The following is a 24,077-nucleotide window of genomic DNA, read 5'->3' on the forward strand; positions in this document are numbered from 1 at the left end:
GTCTGCGGATCCACACCAGTCAGATCTTGAAGCATACGGATCATGGTCGGATCATCGTGTCCGAGAATATCAAGTTTTAACAAGTTATGATCAATGGAATGGTAATCAAAATGCGTTGTAATAATGTCCGTCGTCATATCGTTCGCCGGATGCTGCACCGGCGTAAAAGAATAAATATTTTCGCCCAGCGGAAGTACAATGATTCCACCCGGATGCTGACCGGTGGTACGTCGTACACCAACGCATCCCTGCACGATTCGGTCAATCTCACAATTTCGCTTATGAACACCACGTTCCTCGTAATAATTTTTTACATATCCAAAAGCCGTCTTATCCGCCAGGGTACCAATGGTTCCCGCACGGAACGTCTGACCATCGCCGAAAATAACCTCGGTGTATTTATGCGCCTTACTCTGGTAATCACCGGAGAAGTTCAGATCGATATCCGGCTCTTTATTTCCCTTAAATCCAAGGAACGTCTCAAATGGGATATCAAAACCTTCCTTGATCAGCTTCTGTCCACAGTGCGGGCAGTTACGGTCCGGCATATCACAACCGGCTTTTCCGGCGTAGCTTTTTACCAGATCCGAATCAAAATCCACATAATGACAGTTATTACAGATATAATGCGGACTTAACGGATTTACCTCCGTGATACCTGCCATCGTGGCTACAAAAGAGGATCCTACGGAACCTCGGGAACCTACCAGATAACCGTCCTCATTGGATTTCCACACCAGTTTCTGCGCAATGATATACATAACGGCGAATCCATTGGAAATAATTGAATTCAGCTCACGCTCCAGTCGCTCAACAACCACTGGAGGCAATTCTTCACCGTAAATCTCATGTGCTCTCGTATAACAGATCTCACGTAGCATGCCATCAGAATTTTCAATGACAGGCGGACACTTGTCCGGTCTGACCGGTGAGATTTTTTCACACATATTTGCGATTTTGTTTGTATTTTCAACGACAACTTCTTCCGCTTTTTCACTGCCAAGGTATTCAAATTCCTTCAGCATTTCCTCCGTGGTGCGCAAAAAAAGCGGAGCCTGATCGTCTGCATCCTTGAATCCCTTGCCTGCCATGATGATTCGGCGGTATACTTCATCCTCCGGATCAAGGAAATGCACATCACAGGTTGCCACAACCAGCTTGTTAAACTGCTCGCCCAATTCGACGATCTGACGGTTGATATCTTTCAGATCTTCTTCTGACTCCACCGGTTCCTTGTCGGTGCGCAGCATAAATGCATTGTTTCCCAGCGGCTGAATCTCCAGATAATCATAAAACTGTACGATTCGTGCGACTTCTTCCTGAGAACTTCCACGCAGCAGCGTACGATATAACTCTCCTGCCTCACAAGCGGAACCAAGCAGAATTCCTTCCCGATATTTCATAAACTCGCTTTTCGGAATCTTCGGACGCCGCTGATAATATTTAATATGAGAATCCGAAACCAGACGATACAGATTTACACGACCGATATCATTTTGTGCAAGCATGATTGCATGATAGCTAGGCATTTTTCGAATAGTCTCTTCCGTATAACTCTCCATCTGACCCAAGTCTTCCATGGTTTCCACACCACGGTCCCGCAACATTTCCACCAGTTTGACAAAAATCTCTGCCGTGCAGGCTGCATCATCTACCGCACGATGATGGTGCGCCAATGAAATATTCAATGCTTTCGCCACCGTATCCAGCTTGAATCGATTCAGTGACGGAAGCAGAACACGGGATAATGCGACGGTATCCAGAACCGTCTTTTCGCAATCCAGTCCAAGTGCACTGCAGTTGTGTTTGATAAAACTCATATCAAAATCCGCATTGTGCGCAACCATGACCGCATCCTGACAAAAATCCATAAACTTTGGTAAAATTTCGTCAATGGTCGGCGCATCCAGCACCATATCGTCGTTGATACTGGTCAGCTGCTCGATTTCAAAGGGAATCGGTACTTTCGGATTTACAAAAGTGGAAAAACGTTCTGTGATCGAACCGTTTACAACCTTTACCGCACCGATCTCTATAATCTGATTTTTGGATGGACTGAATCCGGTGGTCTCAAGATCAAACACTACAAAAGTATCTGCAAAAGACTGTCCCATCGGATGTTCTACCAGACCTTTCAGATCGTCCACCAGATACGCTTCCATACCATAAATAATCTTAAAATCATCATCTTTGCCAATGGCATGGTTTGCATCCGGGAATGCCTGTACATCTCCGTGATCTGTAATGGCAATGGCTTTGTGTCCCCATTTCATGGCACGTTTGATGATGTCTTTGACATCAGAAACCCCATCCATATCACTCATTTTTGTATGACAGTGCAGTTCTACACGTTTCACCGGACTGGTATCCATACGAGTAGAGACAAAGGAGGGAATCTTCTTGATTCCGATGACAGAACCGATGGTCAATTCACTGTCAAACCGATCAATGGTTGTCACACCTTTGATTTTCAGAAAAGCTCCTTTGGTGACACCCTGCTTGATCTCCGACAAAAATTCATCTTTACAGAACATTTTTACCATGATCGTATCTGTAAAGTCTGAAATAGAAAACATCAGAATCGTTTTTTCACCACGGATTGGGCGCTCATCCATAGACAAAATCTGTCCACGCACGACAACTTCTCCCATCTCGCCCATAATCTGTTCGATACGGATTGCTTCATCCTCAAAATCACGACCGTATACCACATCCGGATTGTCGGACCTTTTATAAGAACCACGATCCCGGAAATCCCGCTTTCCACCAAAGCTCTTTTTGAAACCGCCACGGTCTTCCTGGTTTGCAGGCTTTTTCTCTGCCGCTGCAGAAGTTTCCTTTTGGGCAACTGCTGTTTTTTCAATCTTTTTTTCTGCTGCTTTTTTTACAGGTTTTGCCACTGGATTGCCAGTCTCCCACGGCACTTCCGATGCCCCCGCTTCACTGTTTTCCATATATTCGCCCTCCGGCTGACGCTTCGCGCCAAAGCTGGAAAGACGAATGACATTTTCCACTTCATTCTGCATCTTGATATCTGCATTTTTCCGATATTTAGATGCTTCTTTTTCATGAAACACCATCTCAATCTGAATCGACAGATTGCAGCGTTCATTGAATATCTTCTCTAGAATGTGATATATTTCCTCTTCCTTCTGATGTGCCAGAACTGTATCTTCCAGACTGACACGCAATACTTTTTCCTCCACCACATCTAATTTTGCATGACGCAGCAGATTGTACTCCAGCAGACTGTATCGGTGAAATTCCGTCAGAATACTGTTCCAATACACATCCAACAGGTTTTTCAATGTATACTGCTCGGACAACTGAAATTTTTCAATGATTTTAATGTTCATTGTATGCTTCGGAAAAAGCTGCCGTTTCAGCTCATCCTCCAGAAAATATACTTTTTCTTTCGGCAAAAGTCTGCCGCATCCCAGATAAATGTGCAGGGAGTTTCTCTGTCTCGTTGTGGAAACCTTCGAAACCGTAGCATCATCCAGCATGCCCTGCAGATCTGTATCCAGTTTTAATTGGGGAAATACCTCAAAAAAGCTTTTTGCCATTTATCTATTCACTCCAGTTAATGAGTTCCTGACGCAGTGCCTCTAACAACTCTGCTTCCGGTACTTTCTTTATCACTTCGCCATGACGGATGATCAGGCCTTCCTGTCTGCCACCGCAGATGCCAAGATCTGCTTCTTTCGCTTCACCCGGTCCATTTACCACGCAGCCCATAACGGCTACTTTTATATCCAGCGGGAACTCTGCCACCATGTTTTCTACTTTATTTGCCAGACTGATCAGATCAATGCTGGTGCGTCCGCAGGTCGGACATGAAACGATCTCAATGCCACCTTTGCGCAATCCCAGTGTTTTCAGAATCAGTTTTGCAGATTTGATTTCTTCCACCGGATCTCCGGTCAGAGAAACACGGATCGTATCACCGATTCCCTGATTTAGGATCAGTGCCAGACCGATAGAAGATTTGATGTTTCCGCTAATGATGGTTCCAGACTCTGTGATACCCACATGCAGCGGATAATCTGTCTTTTTGGAAATCAACTCATGCGCTTTGACACACATCATGACATCGGAAGATTTTATACTGATAACCAGATTGTCATAGCCGAAATCCTCGATCATTTTTACCTTATCCAGAGCACTCTCCACGATTCCTTCTGCGGTGACACCATGGTATTTCTCCACCAGTTCTTTTTCCAGAGAGCCACTGTTTACACCGACACGAATTGGAATATTCCGCTCTCGGGCACAGTCAACCACTGCTTTTACGCGCTCTGCGGAACCGATATTTCCCGGATTGATACGAATCTTATCTGCACCGTTTTCCATCGCTGCAATGGCAAGTCTATAATCAAAATGTATGTCAGCCACAAGTGGAATATGAATCTGTTTTTTGATCTCTGCAAGCGCTTTTGCAGCTTCCATATCCGGAACCGTGCAACGGATGATCTGACATCCCGCACGCTCCAGCTGCAGGATCTGAGCGACTGTTGCCTCCACATCCTGCGTCTTTGTATTTGTCATGGACTGAATCGCGATGGGATGATCACCACCAATGACCACATCGCCGATTCGCACTTCTTTTGTACGTCTTCTCTCTGCCATTTTCTTCTCCTTTTAAAATAAACGGATATTCCCAATCCTTTTGTACTACTTACCAATCACTAAATAGCTGTTATGACATATTCTTCTGTACATCTCTGCAAGTCTACACTTCTTAATTTGCCTACGGTATCAGCTTCCGAATGTCATTAAACATAATCAGGATCATTAATCCAAACAGACATAATAATCCAACAAAATGTACCATGCCTTCTTTATCTTCACTGACTCTTTTTCCACGGATCGCCTCGATTACTAAAAATACCAATCGACCGCCATCCAGTGCCGGAATCGGAAGCAGGTTCATCACACCAAGGTTCGCTGACAGCAAAAGTGCCAAATTCAGTAAATTCATCCAGACGTAAAACGCACCATCCGACTTACTCATATCGTAAGTATCTCCGATTGTTTTCACAATGCCAACTGGACCGGACAGATCATTGACACTGACCTGATGAGTCAGAAGCATTTTCAAACTTCCTACCGTGTACTGGATCCAGTATTTCACCTCATACACACTGTACTGCAGTGTCTTGATCGGACCGACTTTTGTATATTCACCGGAACCGTAAATTCCGTAACGGTAGCGTCCCTGTTCTTCATCATAGGTCGGCTGCACTTCCACAGTATCGCGCTTACCATTTCTCTCATAGGTAACTTCCACGATCTCACCGGCGTGAAACAGTGTATACATACTGATTTCCTTGAAAAAATGAATATGCTTATGATTCATTTTGATGATTTCATCCCCGGCCTGCAAACCAGCAGCCTGCGCACCATATCCATCTTCCACCTGTGCTACGGTTGGTGTAGAGATACCGATATTTCCAAGAATGATCACTGCCAGTACAAAAGCCATGATAAAGTTAAAAATCGGTCCCGCCGCAACAACGCTGATTCGCGCCCAGACAGATTTTTTCTGGAAAGACCGGTCATCATCACTCTGGCTGTCCTCGCCCTCCATCATACAGGCGCCGCCAAAGGGCAGCAATTTGATGGAATACTTTGTCTCCCCTTTTGTAAATCCCACGATGGTTGGTCCAAGCCCCAGAGAAAACTCATTGACCCGGATTCCGTTGGCTTTTGCCAGCAGAAAATGTCCCAGTTCGTGAAACAGAATAATCGCACTGAACAGTAATATCGCTATGATATACTTTATGATCACCCTACCACCTGCTTTCTATCCATTCATATACTGCTGCCTCTGTTGCCAGAATTTCTTCCACAGACGGATGTTCAATATATGTAATCTCCTCCATTGCAGATGCGATAATATCAGGAATATCAAGAAATGCGATTCTCCGCTCCAGAAACATTGCTACTGCTTTCTCATTTGCTGCATTAAATACTGTTGGAATATTGCCTCCGCGACGCATAGCCTCCAACGCAAATTTCAATCCCTCAAATGTATCCATATCCGGTGCCTCAAATGTCATCTGACCAAGTTTGTAAAAATCTAGGCGCATACCGCGTAAAAATCTGCGCTCCGGATAATACAGTGCATACTGAATCGGAAGTTTCATATCCGGTGTACCAAGCTGTGCAATGATCGCGCCATCTTCGTACTGTACCATGGAATGAATCACGCTCTGCGGATGAACTACAACCTGAATCTGATCCAGATCCACGTCAAAGAGCCACTTTGCCTCCATGACTTCCAGCCCTTTGTTTACTAACGTTGCAGAATCAATGGTGATTTTGCGTCCCATGACCCAGTTCGGGTGTTTCAGGGCATCTTCCAGACGCACCTGGGAAAGCTGTTCTCTGGTCATTCCGCGGAACGGACCGCCGGAAGCCGTCAATAAAATTTTATCAATCTTGTTTCCATGCTCTTTTTCTCCATTTAGAGACTGAAAGATTGCACTGTGTTCACTGTCTACCGGTAAAATACGAACACCACATTTTTTTGCCAACGGCATGATAATATGTCCCGCGGTTACCAGTGTCTCCTTATTTGCCAGTGCAATATCTTTTCCGGCTTCAATGGCAGCGATGGTCGGGCGGATGCCAAGCATGCCGACGATGGCTGTTACCAGAACCTCTGCTTTTTCTTCACAGGCAACTGCCATCAGTCCGTCCATACCGAACAGTACCGGAATGTCCAGATCGCTGATGCGAAGTGCCAGTTCTTTTGCCTTTTCCTCTGTCTTTACCGCTGCCAGAACCGGTTTGAATTCACGAATCTGCTGCTCCAGCAGGTCAATGTTATCGCCTGCGGATAATGCGGTTACTTTTATATCCTGTTGTGCACGCACAACTTCCAGTGTCTGGGTACCAATAGAACCAGTGGAACCCAGAATCGCTATATATTTCATTCCTCTTATTCCTTTCTATTTGAAAGTGGTTAAATTGCAAGCTGCAACAGATTACCAGTCAGATAGAAAATAATCGGTGCAGTAAAAATTACGCTGTCAAAACGATCCAGAATACCACCATGACCCGGAATCAGTTTTCCATAATCTTTGATGTCAAAATTACGTTTAATCGCAGAAGCAGCCAGATCACCCACCATGGAGATCAGCGCACCTGCCGCACAGATACCTGCCATCATAAAAATATATGGCACATCTACATGCATAGAACCACGGAATAAAAATCCGTAAATAAGCGTCAGCAATGCAGCACCAACCACACCGCCGACAGCACCTTCCACTGATTTTTTCGGACTCAACACCGGTGCCATCTTGTGTTTTCCAAAGAGCATTCCCACGCAGTATGCACAGGTATCGCAGCCCCAGGAGCACAGGAATATCAGCCATACCAGATATCTTCCGCCTTCCAGGGAACGTGTCTCATAAATACAGGACAGCATAACTGCCACATAGAACACACCGAAAAATGCGGCAATGATCTGGTTCGCATGAAACTTCGGATAACCGAAGACAAATACGCACATACACATGATCAGCAGAGCCATCACAAACATCATAATGTCCGGAATAAAGCCAAAGGCTACATTCAGATAATATACAATTGCTGCCACATAGCCCACGATTCCCGGTGCACTTTTTTCAATTCCAAATACACGGTACAGTTCAAACAGTCCGATCAGAGAGATGATTCCCAATACGGTCAGAAGCAAATATCCTCCGTGTATAATAAATAACAATGCAAGCAGCACCAGAACGATACCGCTCAACAGTCTTGTCTTAAACATATTTTTCCCTTTCTTATGCTCAGGTATTTCTTTAAAATCTCTTTTTTATCATCATTCACATATGCAAAACTTATATTGCAAAAAATCACACATAACTTCTCATATATACCTAGATTCAGTTTCCGCTATGCCTTTACCTTACCATAACGGCGGTCGCGGCTTGTATAAACCTCAATGGCCTTTACCAGCTCCGCTTTATTGAACTCCGGCCACGGCGTATCTGTAAAATAAAATTCGCTGTATGCATGCTGCCACATCAGATAATTGGATAGTCTCTGCTCTCCGCTGGTTCGGATCATCAAATCCGGATCCGGGATTCCTGCTGTGTCCAGATAGTCTGAAAAATGTGCCTCATCCACTTCATCCAGTGTAATTTTTCCTTCTTTGTAATCCTGCATCATCTGGCGCATACCTCGCAGCATCTCATCCCGGCTGCCATAGTTAATGGCAATCTGGAACTGCAAGCCGGTATTTTTCGCCGTGTCATTCTCCAGTGTGCGGATGCTATCCTGCAGATCTTCTGCCAGACCGGTCTTATCTCCGATCACGCGCACTCTGGTGTTGTTTTTCATCGCTTTTGTATAGCAGATTTTAATATATTTACGGAATAAAAACATCAATGTCTTTACTTCTGTCTCCGGACGGCTCCAGTTTTCTGTAGAAAATGCATATACTGTCAGATATTTGATACCAAGTGCATCTGCATCCTCACAGATATCCATGATCACATCCGCACCTTTGGAATGTCCATAAGTACGTGGCATACCCTTTGATTTCGCCCAGCGGCCGTTTCCGTCCATGATAATGGATACATGTGTCGGTATCTTTAACTGTGAAAGTTCCATATTTTTCCCCTTTCTCAGAAAAGGACATAGCATGCGCCATGTCCCCATCTTTCTTATCTTTTCGAACCTATTATACTGTCATGATCTCTTTTGTTTTCTCTGCAACTGCAGCATCAACATCAGCAATGTATTTGTCTGTCAGTTTCTGAACCTGCGTCTCCAGATCTTTGATCTCATCCTCAGATACATCACCTGCTTTACCCATTTTCTTTAAAGCATCGTTTGCATCACGACGGATGTTACGTACAGCAACTTTGGCAGCCTCGCCTTTTTTCTTTACATCTTTGGCAAGATCTTTACGTCTCTCCTCTGTCAGTTCCGGGAATACCAGACGGATGCATTTTCCATCGTTTGTCGGGTTGATTCCAAGATCAGATGTCATAATTGCTTTCTCAATTGCTTTTACCATGGATGCTTCCCAAGGCTGGATCATGATCATACGTGCTTCCGGAACAGATACATTTGCAACCTGCTGAATTGCTGTCGGTGCACCATAGTAATCTACACGGATCTGATCCAGTACATGCGGGTTTGCACGACCTGCACGGATGGATGTGTACTCCTCCAGTAAGTTGTTGTAAGATTTCTGCATCTTTGTCTCATAAGGTTTGATTGTCTCGTTTGCCATATTTTAATCCTCCAATTTTTTTCTTTTTACCTTCTGATATTACTTATCTTATATGGATTATACGGTTACTTTCGTTCCGTTAAAATTGCCACTGATTGCTTTTACAATGCTGTTTTCTTCGTTTAAACCAAATACATACATCGGCATTTTGTTTTCCATGCTCAAGATGGATGCAGTCAAGTCAACAACAGCCAGCTGTTTATCGATAACTTCCTGAATGCTTACCTCATCGTAACGTTTTGCATCCGGGTTTGTCTTTGGATCACTGTCATATACACCGTCAATTGCTTTTGCAAGCAAGATAACGTCTGCCTCGATCTCGATGGCACGCAGAACAGTTGCTGTATCTGTGGAGAAATACGGATGACCAGTTCCACCTGCAAAAAATACAACCATTCCTTTTTCAAAATATTTGTTTGCACGGTCTTTGGAAAACAGTTTTGTAAAGGAACCGCACTCAAATGGTGTCAGTACATTTGTCTTCATTCCTACAGAACGGAAAATCTCAGATACATAAATGCAGTTCATAACAGTTGCAAGCATACCGATCTGATCAGCTTTTGTACGGTCGATGGTTTCGCTGGTACGTCCTCTCCAGAAGTTTCCTCCACCGATTACGATACCGACCTCTATTCCCTGATCTACTAACTGTTTTACCTGATTTGCAACAACAGTAACGGTTGCCTCATCAAAACCAAATTTTTTATCTCCTGCCAGCGCTTCTCCGCTCAGCTTCAGTAAAACTCTCTTCATAAGAATTCTGTCCTTTCTTTATTATTTACTTTCATTATTTCATTCATTACCTGTTACAGTTCTCTTGCGCTCATTATATCGTGATTTCATCACTCAATAATTTCGCCGTTCGTCAATAGTGAGCAAGCTCTCTATGGCTCTCTTGCGCTCATTATATCATACCTTTACATATTATGGTAGCGAAAATTACTCGCAGTAAACACCGCCGCATTTTTCAATACATGCCTTTGCCACTACGTTCATGGCGTCAATGTAAAAATCCGGATTCAGACTGTAATTGACATTTAATACAGACAACTCTGTACATGCAAGGATCACTGCATCGCAGCCCTGCTCACGCAGTTCATGCACCACATTCATAAACTGATGACGGTCACCTTTCTCGCCTCGTTTGATCTGTTCATAGATCAGGGACATGACATCTTTCTGACGCTCTTCAGACGGATATACCACTTCAATACCATATTTTTCCAGTGCTCTTTTGTACATACCACCCTTAACAGTTCCATCTGTTGCCATAACACCGACTTTCTTTCTGCCCCGTTCAGATGCGTAACGCGCAGTCTCCTCGATCATGTTGATGAATTTACCATTTGTCAGCTCCTGCAGACGGTCTGCAAAATAATGACAGGTATTACATGGAATTGCAAAATACTCACATCCAAACTGCTCCATACCACGGATATCTTTTGCAATAATATCCCAGAGATAATCCTGCTTTCCACACAAAATACATTCCGTACGATCCGGAATTGACGCATGGTTATAAATGAGAATGTCCAGATGCTCACGGTCATTGTTTACCGAAGTATTGTCGATAATCTTTTTATAAAAAAGCACCGTAGCTTCCGATCCCATTCCTCCTAAGATTCCTAATTTCTTTTTTTCCATATGCTTATGGTTTCCTTTCCTTTATAATAAAAGGGTATTGTTTCCTGCAAAAATGTATCATAACACACTTTTTCGCTTTCGACTATATCAAATCTGTTTTTCGGTGTCAACCACATGCATTTTTCCGGAAATAAACTTGTATAAATGGCTCATCTGGTATAAAATAATGCAGGAATGACAATAGAAATAATTGGAGGATTATAGATATGGAATTTAAAAACCAGCCATTCATACCAATGCTTTTTGGCGGTGACATCAATACATATAGTGTTGCCCGTGCATTTTATGAAGAATATCAGGTAAAAACCTATGTATTTGGAAAGTTTCCAAGTGGTCCGAGTTACAACAGCAATATCATTGAATACCATGCAGATTTAAAAATCGATACCGACGAAGTATTCATGCAGACCGTCCGCGATTTTGCTGCTGCACACGCAGATAAAACTGTACTTACCATCGGCTGCGGCGATTCTTATGTTGCACTGTGCAGCCGGCACAAAGACGAAATGCCGGAAAATGTCATTGCTCCATACATCGATTTTGAACTGATGGACAGACTGCAGCAGAAAGAACTGTTCTACCGTCTTTGCCGTGAGCACGACATTGATTTCCCGGATACCCTTGTATTCCGTTACGGCATGGATCTGGATTTTGAACTGCCGTTCTCTTTCCCGGTCATCTTAAAACCGTCCAATTCCGTTATGTACTGGGAGCATGAATTCCCAACACAGGAAAAAGTATACAAAATCGATAACGACAAAAAATTAAAAGACACCATCCGTCAGATCTACGATGCCGGATACACCGATTCCCTCATCATTCAGGACACCATTCCCGGAAATGACGAGTTCATGCGTGTACTTACCTGTTTCTCCGGCAAGGACAAAAAAGTAAAAATGATGTGCCTCGGACACGTTCTCTTAGAGGAGCATACCCCGCATGGTTCCGGTAACCATGCTGTCATCATCACGGAGCCACAGGAAGAACTGATGACAAAAGTCAAAGATCTGTTAGAGACCATCGGCTATGTCGGATTTTCCAATTTTGACATCAAATACGATGTCCGTGACAACCGCTATAAATTCTTTGAGATCAACACGCGTCAGGGACGTTCCAACTACTACGTGACAGGTTCCGGTTTTAATGTAGCCCGCTACTTCGTAGAAGAGTTTGTATACAACAAAGACATTCCGTTTAAAATTGCAAAAGACGAACACCTCTGGATGGTTGTACCAAAGGCAGTTGCACGCAAATATGTACATCAACCGGAAAACAAAGAAAAATTAAACCGGCTAATCCGGGAAGGCAAGGTTGTAAATCCTGTATTCATGAAAGGTGATTTCAACTTTAACCGTTGGCTGCGTATGGTTAAAAACCACTTCAGCCACTTCCGTAAATTCAAAACATACTACCACTAAAAACAGAGAGGAATACTTATGATTAACTATACACAGCAGGATTATCTGAATACCCTGACGGAGGCCGGTCTTGTGACAGACAGCAATCTGTACAGTCATGCCGTTGATTCCGTTCAGGGATTAACTTACAATTCCAAAGAGGCGGCACAGGGAACATTATTTGTCTGTAAAGGAGCTGCTTTTCGCCCAGAATATCTGACAGACGCAGTTTCCCGCGGTGCTGCCCTGTATGTCAGCGAACAGAAATTTGACCTGGATACAGAAGTTTCATACATTATAGTTTCTGATGTCAGAAAAGCAATGCCATACCTTGGCAAACTCTTTTATAACAATCCATCCAAAGACCTGAACCTGATTGGTGTCGGCGGAACCAAAGGAAAATCTACCACCGCCTATTATGTAAAAGCCATCGTAGATGACTATATGGCAAGCCTTGGCAAAAAAGAAAGCGCTGTCATCTCTTCCATTGATGTTTATGATGGTGTGACAAAAGTGGAATCCCACATTACCACACCGGAAAATATTGAACTGATGCAGCATTTCCGTAATGCCGTGGATTCCGGAATTGATTTCCTGGAAATGGAAGTATCCAGTCAGGCCTTAAAATACGACCGTGTAAACCAGATCATGTTTGACGCAGCGATCTTCCTGAATATTTCTGAGGATCACATCAGTCCGATCGAGCATCCGGATTTTGAAGATTACTTCTCTTCCAAATTAAAAATGTTCGCGCAGACAAAACATGCGCTGATCAATACAAACTCCGATTATTTTGAGCGTGTTGCAGAGGCTGCAAAAGCAGCTCCAAATGTAATTACATTCGGCACCAACGAAGGCAGTGATATTTACGGCTATGATATTGAAAAAGTAGACCACGAAATTCACTTCCGTGTAAAATGTGACCGCTTCGACGAGGCTTTCGCACTGACCATGCCGGGACTCTTTAATGTGGAAAATGCACTGGCAGCCATTGCTGCCGCTTATGTATTCAACATTCCGGTTGAGTTTATGAAATCCGGTCTGTACCGTGCACGTTCCTCAGGAAGAATGGAAACCTATATGTCTGCAGACAAGAATGTCATCGCTGTTGTAGACTATGCACACAACAAATTAAGCTTTGACAAACTCTTCTCTTCCACCAGAAAAGAGTATCCTGATTACGATATCATCTCCATTTTTGGCTGCCCGGGCAAAAAAGCAGTGATCCGCCGCCGTGACCTTGGAACCATTGCCGGTATGTACTCCAAAAAAGTATATCTGGTAGCAGAAGATCCGGGTGCTGAACCGGTAGAGCAGATTTCCAGAGACATTGCACAATATGTAGAAGCACAGCACTGTCCGTATGAAATGATCGAAGATCGTGGAGAAGCCATCCGTAAAGCAATTATGGAAGCAGAAGGAAAAACGATCCTGCTGATCACAGGAAAAGGAAATGAAACCCGTCAGAAATATGGCACCGAATATCTGGACTGCCCATCTGATGTGGAATATACAAAAAAATATCTGGCTGAGTACGATGCTGCTCATTAAAAAATGGCAAAGACGTTTTTAACGTCTTTGCCATTTTTATTCGATAACTTCTGTATCCTCCTGTACCGTAGGTTCTGCCTGCGTCTCAGGATAATATATATAATTGCATTTCAACACTTCACTTGACATTCCATTTTCATCGATTGCTACCAGAGATAAAATATTATTTCCCTCGGGGATATCAATTGGACCAGTATAGCGCGCTGAGTTTCTGGTCGGTGTGGTGTCACCCCAGGTATAATAAACAGTTGTTCCTGACGGAACGTGTACCGTAACGGTGGATGCCTGATGGAAAGTACCGCCATCCGGTGATACACTTGGTGTATCCGGCGCATCCAGTTCAATCACATACTTTGCCGATACCGGTTCACTATAATGACCATCTTTGTTCATAGCAACCGCTGTCAGCGTAGTTTTTCCCTGCTTTTCAATAGTAATGGCATCCTCATACAGCGTATCATCACTGGTCGGTGTGCTTCCATCCAGAGTATAATAAATTTTCAGACCTTTTCCTTTGACAGAAAGTATTACCTCCTGAAATTCATTATAATTACCGCCTTCCGGACTAACTGCCGGAGTTTCCACCAGATAATCATCAAACAATGCAAATATCTTCTGATCTGGTGCTTTCTCTTTCAATGCCAGAATCTGATCATAGGAATCCATAGAATCATATAATTCCAACAGGTACTTATAAGCATCTGCACAGCCCGGATCCTGATCGATCACCTGCAGAAATACCGTTTCTGCCTGATCGCTATCTTTCATCTGCACATAAATCTGTCCCTGAAGCAGCATGGCCTCCTGATTGTCCGTATCCAGCTGTAACGTATGATTTACATAGCTTAACGCACTGGTATAGTTCTTCTGGCTGAGTGCTTCATTTGCTTTCTTCAGCTGATAGCTTGCTGAATTCCGATGCTGATACTGCACCAGTCCAAATACAGCCACACAGGCAACTGCCAGCACGATCAGAAGGGGCAACAGCATTTTACGGCTTTTCTTCTTTTTTTTCTTTATTTCCTGCGGTCTTCTCTCTTTCTGTGGCTCCGCTTCTCCTGTTTTTGGCCGTTTTGCCGGCTGTCTGGCAGGATTTTTCTTTTCTCCGGAAACTTCCCCCTGTTCGACTTCTGACCCGCCCTCTGCAGTTTTCTGCTGTTCTTCTTCTTCCAGCATGGAACGCAGTAAATCATCTTCCAATATATTGATCTCCGTTACGATCTGCGCTTCCTGCCCACAATTGGAGCAGTATACACAGCCCGGACGAATCTCGGCACCACACTTCGCACACTTCATGTTTTGTCCCCTTAGCGCATTGTCTCCACACAGTTATTCATCAACATTGCGATCGTCATCGGTCCAACTCCGCCCGGAACCGGTGTGATTGCGCTAACATGCGGCTCTACCGCGTCAAAATCTACATCTCCGCAAAGTTTTTTGCCCCCAAGGCGGTGGATTCCGACATCAATTACAACTGCGCCCTCTTTGATATATTCTTCTGTGATAAATTTCGGTTTTCCGATGGCAACGATCAGGATATCTGCCTGTTTACACAGTTCCTTCAGATTTTTTGTTTTGGAATGTGCAATGGTAACGGTTGCGTTTTCACGCAGCATCAGCATAGCCATCGGTTTTCCAACGATATTGCTTCTGCCGACGATCACACAGTTTTTTCCTTCCATTTCCACACCAGAACGTTTCATCAACTGAATGACACCTGCAGGTGTACAAGGTAAAAATCCTTTGCTTCCGATCAGCATTGCACCTGCGCTTTGTGGATGGAATCCATCCACATCCTTTGACGGATTGATGGCAAGAATCACCTTTTCTTCATCAATATGAGACGGAAGCGGAAGCTGCACCAGAATTCCGTGTACTTCTTCCTTCTGATTCAGTTCCTGGATCAAATTCAACAGTTCTCCCTCTGTGGTCTCCTCCGGCAGCTCATATGATTCGGAACCGATTCCAATATATGCACAGGCATTTTTCTTATTGCGCACATATACGCTGGATGCCGGATCGCCGCCAACCTGGATAACGGCCAAGGAAGCTGTCTTTCCCTGCTGCGCCAGATCTGCTACTTCTGCTTTTAATTCATCTTTTATTTCCTGAGAAATTCTTTTCCCATCAATCAACTTTGCCATTCTGTTATGTTGCCTCCAAATCACTTTCATTACATCTATCTTCTGTCGATTCTCACAGTCTGAATTGGATATTCCGTTCCAATCCAAACCATGAGAATCTAAAAATTCATTTAGAACAAACCGGTGATCACGCCATCTGCGTTTACATCGATATTGTTTGCAGCCGGTACTTTTGGTAATCCCGGCATTGTCATGATCGCACCTGTCACAACTACCACAAATCCTGCACCGGCATTTGCATATACCTCACGGACATTAATCATAAATCCGCTCGGACGGCCGAGTTTATGCTGGTCATCAGACAGAGAATACTGTGTCTTTGCCATACATACCGGAAAATCTCCCATGCCAAGGTCTTCAATACGTTTTAATTCTTTATTTGCCGCATTCGAATAAGTTACACCGTCTGCGCCATAAATTTCTTTTGCGATCGTCTCAATTTTCTCTTTCAGAGATAATTTATCATCATATAATACTTTGAAGTTGCTCGCTTTATTCTCAAGGGCATCCAGCACTTTCTCAGCCAGCGCGATTCCACCTTCGCCGCCTTTTTCCCATACTTCAGAAAGTGCGAACTCACAACCACGTTCTTTACAGAACTGCTCGATATAATCAAGTTCTGCCTGTGTGTCTGTTGCAAACGCATTTAATGTCACAACAACCGGAACGCCGAATTTCTGAAGGTTCTCGATATGTTTCTCAAGGTTTACAATACCTACTTTTACTGCCTCCAGATTTTCCTCAGCCAGATCTGCTTTTGCCACACCGCCATTGTATTTTAATGCACGAACCGTTGCGACCAGAACGACTGCATCCGGTTTCAGTTCTGCCATACGGCATTTAATATCAAAGAATTTCTCTGCGCCAAGGTCTGCACCGAACCCTGCCTCTGTGATGGTGATATCTGCCAGTTTCATTGCTGTCTTTGTAGCACGCACACTGTTGCAACCATGTGCAATATTTGCGAATGGTCCACCGTGTACAATGGCCGGTGTATGCTCCAGAGTCTGAATAAGGTTTGGTTTCAGGGCATCTTTTAACAGCGCAGCCATAGAACCTGTTGCCTGCAGATCATCTGCAGTTACCGGTTTTCCTTCAAAAGAATATGCAACGATCATGCGGCCAAGTCTGCGTTTTAAATCTTCCATATCGTCAGCCAGACATAACACAGCCATAATCTCAGATGCTACTGTGATAACGAAATGATCTTCCCTTACCATTCCGTCCATCTTGCTTCCGAGTCCGACAACGATGTTACGAAGTACACGGTCATTCATATCCAGACAACGTTTCCATACAACCTGTCGTGGGTCGATACCAAGCTGATTGCCCTGCTGAATGTGGTTATCCATCATTGCTGCAAGCAGGTTGTTTGCTGATGTGATTGCATGAAAATCACCGGTAAAATGAAGGTTCAGATCCTCCATCGGTACAACCTGTGAATATCCGCCTCCTGCAGCTCCGCCTTTGATACCAAAACATGGTCCAAGGGACGGCTCTCGTAAGGCAAGAATCGCCTTTTTCCCCATTTTGCAAAAAGCCTGTGCCAGTCCGATACTTGTGGTTGTCTTTCCCTCTCCAGCCGGTGTCGGATTGATTGCAGTCACCAGTACCAGCTTTCCATCCGGGCGATCCTGTACACTCTTGATCAGATCATCGCTTAATTTTGCTTTGTACTTTCCGTATAATTCGAGATCATCCTCACTGATTCCGATCTGCTCAGCCACCTTCACGATTGGCTCCATCACTGCTTCCTGTGCAATTTCAATGTCTGTTTTCATTGGTATACCTCCTACTAATTTATAAATTGAACATAATGTTCAAAACTGTTTTTACTCTCAAATATATCATGGGCAGTTTTTAACTGCACCCCCGCTTATTTCAATCTTTCACATATATCTGTCTGCCTCTAATTTCAAGAATGCCCTCGGCATTCTTGCTGCTCACCACCTGCAGGTGGGAGTCATCTCACATCTGATATAACAAACACTTTCCAGGATACTCTGCACCTAATCGTCGCTTCCACTCAGTACCTGTTGGAACTCCTCCAGGTTCATCAGAACACGCCGTGGCTTGGTTCCTTCCTCAGGACCGACAACCCCTGCTTCCTCAAGCTGATCCATAATTCTTGCTGCGCGGTTAAAACCAATTTTAAACATACGCTGCAGCATACCGATGGATCCTTTTTCTTTTTCTATAATGAACTTACCGGCATCTGCAAAATAGGCATCCCGGTCATCCGTCGAATTGATAAAACCACTGCCACCACCGATGCTGTTCTCAGAAGTATTTACTTTTTCCTCAACCTCTGCATTATAAGCTACCTGACCATTTTTTTCAATAATATATTCTACAACATCTGATACTTCTTTGTCTGTCACAAAGGCACCCTGCACACGCAGCGGCTTCTGATAGTTCTGCGGATAAAATAACATATCACCTTTTCCAAGCAGTTTTTCCGCACCGTTCATGTCCAAAATTGTTCTGGAATCCACGCCGGATGTAACGGCAAATGCAATACGTGACGGCATGTTTGCCTTGATCAGTCCGGTGATGACATTAACAGAAGGACGCTGTGTGGCAATGACCAGATGCATACCTGCGGCACGTGCCAGCTGTGCCAGTCGGCAGATAGCATCCTCCACGTCATTGGAAGCTACCATCATAAGGTCTGCCAATTCATCTACGATAATGACGATCTGTGGCATCTTTTTCGGCTTGTCCTCTCCCGGAAGATCCTGAATGGACTCTACTTTTTTATTATACCCCTTCATATCACGGACACCGTATTTCTGGAAAGTCTGATAACGTTCCATCATCTCGGAAACTGCCCAGTGAAGCGCACCAGCTGCCTTTTTCGGATCTGTCACCACCGGAATCAGCAAATGCGGAATACCGTTGTATACACTCAGTTCTACCACCTTCGGGTCAATCATGATCAGTTTTACTTCATCCGGTTTTGCCTTGTACAGAATACTCATAATAATGGTATTGATACAAACGGATTTACCGGAACCGGTGGCACCTGCGATCAGTAAATGCGGCATTTTTGCAATATCCGCTACAATGACATGTCCGGCAATATCTTTACCGGTACAGAATGAAATTTTCGATGCATGATCCTGAAATTCTCTGGATTCCACTAAATCACGGAAGGCAATGGTCACATTCTCTTTATTTGGTACCTCAATACCGATGGCTGATTTACCAGGAATCGGTGCTTCAAAACGGATATCCGGAACAGCCAGATTCAGTTTGATATCATCTGCCAGTCCAAGGATCTTGCTTACTTTTACGCCCATTTCCGGCTGAATCTCATACTGCGTAACAGTAGGTCCGCAGATGACATTGGTTACTCTTGCATTGACACCAAAATTTGTCAGTGTCATCTGAAGTTTTGCGGACATTTCCTGCAGATGCTGTCTGGAATCTCCAGTCATATTTGGATCACCTTTCTGCAACAGTGAAATCTCCGGGAATACATAAGTTCTTGCGACATTTTCCGCATGCTCTGCAATTTCATCCCGCACATCGGCAATCTCCTGTTCCACCTGCTCCGCAGACTGCTTTGGCTGACCGGCACGATGTGATTTCTTTTTCATTTCCGACTGTACGTCTGCCTCCGGTTCCGGAACAGCAGCGTCCTGTACCTGAATCTTCGGCTGCGATGCTGCTTTTGGCTGTATTTCCATTCTTGCCAATTTCTGCGGCTCCTGATAAGGATCCTGTTCTCCGGACAAATGAATCTCTGGCTGCGGATGCTGTGCCCAGAAATCATCTGACTGCGCCTGGGTGATATCCCCAGACTCCTGAACCGGCACATCTTGTACCGTTGGTATATCCACTTTGGAAGCATTTCGCGCCGTCTTGTTCTTTTTCGCAGTTTCTTTCGGATCCAGAGATAACTCTGTCAGATTATCTGTTCCTTTTTCTTCCGTCTGCTGCGGATAAATCTTTGTATCCAATGCCACACCAGACACTTTACGATCCATTCTGCGTTTTTCTTCTGCTGTTCTTCGCTCTTCCCTACGGACAGAACGCTCTCTGCTGCGTTCCTGTGCTCTTGTTTTTCTCCGGGCTGCATCGACTCTGGCAGATTCATATACTTTTCTGCCGCCTTTGGATACTCCCTTAAAGAAAGAACGTTCTGTCAGCAATACCACGCATACCACAAGAATCAGCAAATCCAGCACCACCGCACCCATCATACCGAAACTTTTGGTAAACAGGATTCCGATCAGTCCTCCGATGACACCGCCTCCGGTATGCTTTCCTGCACATTCTATGTATAAAGCCGTCACCTTGTGTGGCGCCTGATCCCACCAGCACACAATATGTGCAAACACACATAAAAAAAGGAACAGCAGAACACCGGCTGTCACTTTCATAATTACCCGTCCGGAGTAGGCAGGCCCTCTCCGACTGTTCTGCCGGTTGGAAACCAAAAAGGCTGGAATCAGAAACAGTGGAATTGGAAACAGATATGCCAATACGCCAAACAATCCAAAGGAAACGTTGCTGAACGCATTTCCGACCACTCCGCCTTTTCCGATATTTCCAATAAAGAGTAAAATAGTCAGCGCCAGGAACGCAAAAAGCAGCAATTCTGCACGCCATGTAAATGTCTGCACAGAACTGCTCTGTTTCTTCCTTGCTGTGGTTGCTTTTTTACCGGATGTCTTTTTCCGAGTTGATGTTTTTTTCTGAGTTGCCATATAAAACCTTTCTAACTTCCATGTTCTCCCCTGTCTAAGCCGTCACAAAATATCCGATAATGGAGATTGCGCCCACAATCAGACAGTAGATAGAAAAATATGTAAATTTTCTTTTCTTCACGATCATAAGCATCGCTTTAATACAGATATATCCGACAACCGCTGCGATCAACATGCCAATGGCATAAATACCGATCTGGGATTTGTCGATTGCTGCACTTCCGATATCTTTCAACTGCAGTACCATGGCCCCAAGGATTGCCGGAATTGACATGATGAAAGAATACTTTACTGCAAATTTGCGGTCAAATCCACTGAGAGTACACGCTGTAATGGTGGTACCGGATCTGGAAATACCCGGCAGGGTTGCGATTCCCTGACAGATACCAACGATAAACGCATTCGCATAGCTGACCTGTTTCGGTTTCTTGTGACCTTCCGGAACATGATCACAGATAAACAACAACAATGCAGTGATGATCAGGCAAATGCCCGGCACAAACAGGATTTCGGATGCGGCAGTCACAAGATCGGATGCCACAAATCCGAGAATACCCGTTGGAATCGTCGACACGATCACAAGCATAACAAATTTTCGATAACCATTGTGTATCACATGACGGTATACGCCCTGTCCCCTTTTTCCGATCAGAACCGTAAGGTTATAGATACAGTCTACAACCATGCCGATAAATTCTTTGACCAGATGTATGATATCTTTATAATAGACGATACATACCGCAAGCAGCGTACCTACATGAAGCATTACATCAAACAAAAGTCCTGTATCCGTATTGACATTAAATAAAATTTTAAAAAGTGCCAGATGTCCGGAACTGCTTACCGGCAGAAACTCTGTCAGCCCCTGGATCAGTCCCATCAGCACAGATTGTAATAACGACATCAGTCCTAACCTCTTCTTTCGTATAGAATACTGTTAGCATAACACATTTTTTCGCCCATGTCATCTCTGATTTTCCAAGTCTTCATTGATCATAAAATGCAGTCTGCACATGGCCTCGCCGATGCCTCCCACTTCATTGATGATTCCTTCTTCCACCGCCTGATGTCCTACCAGTATCGTTCCGAGATCTTTCGTCATCATACTTGTATTCAGCATCAGTTCCTCGATCCGTTTCCGGTCTGTCTGACTATGCGCTGCGATAAACCCGGTAATCCGATCCTGCATCTGTTGAAAATAATCATAGGTCTGCGGCGCCCCGATCACCGTTCCACTCATTCGAACCGGATGAATGACCATGGTCCCTGTCGGAACAATGAATGAATAGTCTGCAGCGACCGCTAAAGGTACGCCAATAGAATGGCTGCCTCCCAGCACCAGCGACACCACCGGCTTACTTAAAGACGCAATCATCTCCGCAATAGCCAGCCCTGATTCTACATCTCCTCCCACAGTATTTAACAGCACAAGCAGCCCGTCCACAGTCCGGTCATCCTCCACTTCTGCCAGCTTTGGCAGCACATGCTCGTATTTCGTTGTTTTTGTATTAGCAGACAGACATTCATGTCCCTCCACTTCTCCAATCACAGACAACAGTTGGATTTTATGCTGTTGCCGGTTATCGTTCATCTCAAACTGTCCGTATTCCTTTAATTCCTGATCCCTGACTTCTTTCTTTTCTGACATTGCACCATTCCTCCAATATTTTTTAGAAGTATGTGCAGTTATCAAAAAAATATGCCCACACTATCTTTTTCATAATGTGGGCATATCAAATCTTTTTTCTTGATTTTCCTTCTCTAAAAACCTTGATCTATTTTTAATAGAATATTTCTATCGCAGGATATTTTTCTGTACTTTTCCAATCAGATTATTTCTGTTCGATCAGATAACTATATAATCCTTCATAACGTCCAGCTGAAACTTTCCAAGAGAAGTCTTTTGCCATGCCACGGTCAACGATCTGATTCCACTGACGCTTGCGTTCGAAGAATATTTTCTTAGAGTAGTTGATCACGTTAAGCATATCTTCACCGTTGTAATTCGTGAAGGAGAAGCCTGTACCGGTGTTCTCATACTCGTTATATGGCTCTACGGTATCTTTCAGTCCGCCTGTCTCGCGCACAATTGGCACGGTTCCATAACGGAAGGCCATCATCTGTGTCAGACCACACGGTTCAAATCTGGACGGCATCAGGAATGCATCTGCGGATGCATATAATTTCTGAGCCAGATCAGAATCATAGCAGATATTTGCAGAAACACGGTCACCATATTTCCATGCAAAATGGCGGAACATGTTTTCATAACGTTCCTCACCGGTTCCGATCACAACAAACTGTGTATTGTCATCCAGAATCCGTTCAAATACATAATCAACCAAATCCAGGCCTTTCTGATCTGTCAGACGGGAAATCAGACCGATCATATATTTCTTCTTGTCTACGGTCAGACCAAGCATTTCCTGTAATTTTACTTTGTTTTCCACTTTTTTCTTGCGGAAATTGTCACGATTGTAATTTACGAACAGCTTCGGATCTGTCTCCGGATTGTAAATATCATAATCAATACCGTTTACAATACCCTGCATATCAAAATGGCGGGCAGAAAGCAGACCATCCAGTCCTTCTCCATAGTACGGTGTCTGAATCTCCTGTGCATAAGTATCACTGACAGTTGTGATATAATCCGCGTACACCAGTCCGCCCTTCAACATATTGGCATCTTTCTGGAACTCCAGCTTATCCGGTGTAAACAGATTTTTCGGGAAACCGGTCAGTCCCATCATGGTCTTGACATCCCAGATACCCTGGAATTTCAGATTATGGATCGTCATAATGGTCTTCATACCCCAGAAGAACATATCGCCCTGAAATTCTGTTTTCAAAAATACCGGAATCAGACCAGCCTGCCAGTCATGACAGTGGATCAGATCTGGCTGGAAGCCGATCAGTGGAAGCATGGATAATACCGCTTTGTCAAAAAACGTAAATTTCTCAATATCGTAACGGATATCTCCATATGGAAGGAAACAGTTAAAATATTCCTGATTGTCAATGAAATAATAAGTGATTCCATCCAGCTCATATTTCAAAACACCGACATATTTGCTCGGTACGTAAGGACCTGTTCCCATATAAAAATGCGTTACATATTCAAACTGATTCCGGTATTTTTCCGGAATGCAGGAATAATTCGGTATTACAACACGAACGTCCCACTCGTTTTTATCAAACTGTTTTGGGAGTGCTCCGCATACATCTGCAAGACCTCCGGTTTTGATAAATGGCACACATTCTGAAGCAGCAAATAAAACCTTTTTCATTTTGAACCCCCTGACTCTAGTTCCGGACTTGTGCCCGGTCTGCATTCAAATTTATTGTTTATATTATACCATAGTACCGAACT

18 protein-coding genes are annotated in these 24,077 nt (G+C 44.0%); 2 read left to right on the forward strand and 16 right to left on the reverse strand.

What is annotated here, in order from left to right:
* The 9 genes from Q0I54_RS07650 to Q0I54_RS07690 all read right to left on the reverse strand — a co-directional run.
* A partial coding sequence (locus Q0I54_RS07650) for a PolC-type DNA polymerase III (protein WP_296117705.1) occupies positions 1 to 3,566 on the reverse strand: 3,566 nt, incomplete at its 3' end.
* Between the two features lie 4 nt (positions 3,567 to 3,570).
* On the reverse strand, positions 3,571 to 4,629 hold the full coding sequence (gene ispG, locus Q0I54_RS07655; protein WP_296117707.1) for a flavodoxin-dependent (E)-4-hydroxy-3-methylbut-2-enyl-diphosphate synthase: 1,059 nt from the start codon (positions 4,627 to 4,629) through the stop codon (positions 3,571 to 3,573).
* A 121-nt stretch (positions 4,630 to 4,750) separates the two neighbouring features.
* Positions 4,751 to 5,791 carry an RIP metalloprotease RseP gene (gene rseP, locus Q0I54_RS07660; protein ID WP_367270800.1) on the reverse strand — a complete coding sequence of 347 codons (1,041 nt, stop codon included), beginning with the start codon at positions 5,789 to 5,791 and terminating at the stop codon, positions 4,751 to 4,753.
* 1 nt (position 5,792) lies between these two features.
* On the reverse strand, positions 5,793 to 6,941 hold the full coding sequence (gene dxr, locus Q0I54_RS07665) for a 1-deoxy-D-xylulose-5-phosphate reductoisomerase (protein WP_296117709.1): 1,149 nt from the start codon (positions 6,939 to 6,941) through the stop codon (positions 5,793 to 5,795).
* Between the two features lie 29 nt (positions 6,942 to 6,970).
* Entirely contained in the window at positions 6,971 to 7,783 is an 813-nt protein-coding gene (locus Q0I54_RS07670) for a phosphatidate cytidylyltransferase (RefSeq protein WP_296117710.1), read from the reverse strand.
* Between the two features lie 125 nt (positions 7,784 to 7,908).
* On the reverse strand, positions 7,909 to 8,628 hold the full coding sequence (locus Q0I54_RS07675) for an isoprenyl transferase (protein ID WP_296117713.1): 720 nt from the start codon (positions 8,626 to 8,628) through the stop codon (positions 7,909 to 7,911).
* Between the two features lie 70 nt (positions 8,629 to 8,698).
* Positions 8,699 to 9,256, reverse strand: coding sequence for a ribosome recycling factor (gene frr, locus Q0I54_RS07680; RefSeq protein ID WP_118703113.1), 558 nt, complete (start codon positions 9,254 to 9,256; stop codon positions 8,699 to 8,701).
* 57 nt (positions 9,257 to 9,313) lie between these two features.
* The gene (gene pyrH / locus Q0I54_RS07685) at positions 9,314 to 10,015 is read right to left on the reverse strand and encodes a UMP kinase (RefSeq protein ID WP_367270801.1); all 702 of its coding nucleotides are present in this window, start codon (positions 10,013 to 10,015) and stop codon (positions 9,314 to 9,316) included.
* Positions 10,016 to 10,195: 180 nt separating this feature from the next.
* Positions 10,196 to 10,900, reverse strand: a complete 705-nt coding sequence (locus Q0I54_RS07690) for an aspartate/glutamate racemase family protein (RefSeq protein WP_296117715.1) — start codon at positions 10,898 to 10,900, stop codon at positions 10,196 to 10,198.
* A 206-nt stretch (positions 10,901 to 11,106) separates the two neighbouring features.
* On the opposite strand from Q0I54_RS07690, the gene Q0I54_RS07695 reads away from it, so the two are divergent.
* Both Q0I54_RS07695 and Q0I54_RS07700 read left to right on the forward strand, forming a co-directional pair.
* The gene (locus Q0I54_RS07695) at positions 11,107 to 12,318 is read left to right on the forward strand and encodes an ATP-grasp domain-containing protein (RefSeq protein WP_296117717.1); all 1,212 of its coding nucleotides are present in this window, start codon (positions 11,107 to 11,109) and stop codon (positions 12,316 to 12,318) included.
* An 18-nt stretch (positions 12,319 to 12,336) separates the two neighbouring features.
* A complete protein-coding gene (locus tag Q0I54_RS07700; RefSeq protein ID WP_296117719.1) occupies positions 12,337 to 13,848 on the forward strand; it encodes a Mur ligase family protein in 1,512 nt (503 codons plus the stop codon).
* Positions 13,849 to 13,884: 36 nt separating this feature from the next.
* Here the strand turns inward: Q0I54_RS07700 and Q0I54_RS07705 are convergent, their stop codons facing one another.
* The 7 genes from Q0I54_RS07705 to glgA form a co-directional block, all read right to left on the reverse strand.
* On the reverse strand, positions 13,885 to 15,144 hold the full coding sequence (locus Q0I54_RS07705; RefSeq protein ID WP_296117721.1) for a chitobiase/beta-hexosaminidase C-terminal domain-containing protein: 1,260 nt from the start codon (positions 15,142 to 15,144) through the stop codon (positions 13,885 to 13,887).
* 11 nt (positions 15,145 to 15,155) lie between these two features.
* Entirely contained in the window at positions 15,156 to 15,992 is an 837-nt protein-coding gene (gene folD / locus Q0I54_RS07710; RefSeq protein ID WP_296117723.1) for a bifunctional methylenetetrahydrofolate dehydrogenase/methenyltetrahydrofolate cyclohydrolase FolD, read from the reverse strand.
* 110 nt (positions 15,993 to 16,102) lie between these two features.
* A complete protein-coding gene (locus tag Q0I54_RS07715) occupies positions 16,103 to 17,773 on the reverse strand; it encodes a formate--tetrahydrofolate ligase (RefSeq protein WP_296117724.1) in 1,671 nt (556 codons plus the stop codon).
* Positions 17,774 to 18,001: 228 nt separating this feature from the next.
* Positions 18,002 to 20,707, reverse strand: coding sequence for a DNA translocase FtsK (locus Q0I54_RS07720; RefSeq protein ID WP_296117726.1), 2,706 nt, complete (start codon positions 20,705 to 20,707; stop codon positions 18,002 to 18,004).
* Positions 20,708 to 20,741: 34 nt separating this feature from the next.
* Positions 20,742 to 21,611: an undecaprenyl-diphosphate phosphatase gene (locus Q0I54_RS07725; RefSeq protein ID WP_296117728.1), complete on the reverse strand. Its 870-nt coding sequence runs from the start codon at positions 21,609 to 21,611 to the stop codon at positions 20,742 to 20,744.
* A 60-nt stretch (positions 21,612 to 21,671) separates the two neighbouring features.
* Positions 21,672 to 22,355: a ClpP family protease gene (locus tag Q0I54_RS07730; protein ID WP_296117729.1), complete on the reverse strand. Its 684-nt coding sequence runs from the start codon at positions 22,353 to 22,355 to the stop codon at positions 21,672 to 21,674.
* A gap of 184 nt (positions 22,356 to 22,539) precedes the next feature.
* Positions 22,540 to 23,994, reverse strand: a complete 1,455-nt coding sequence (glgA, locus tag Q0I54_RS07735) for a glycogen synthase GlgA (protein WP_296117731.1) — start codon at positions 23,992 to 23,994, stop codon at positions 22,540 to 22,542.
* Between the last annotated feature and the right edge of the window lie 83 nt (positions 23,995 to 24,077).

The organism is uncultured Eubacterium sp. (genome assembly GCF_934295145.1).
Lineage (GTDB): Bacteria > Bacillota > Clostridia > Lachnospirales > Lachnospiraceae > Eubacterium_I.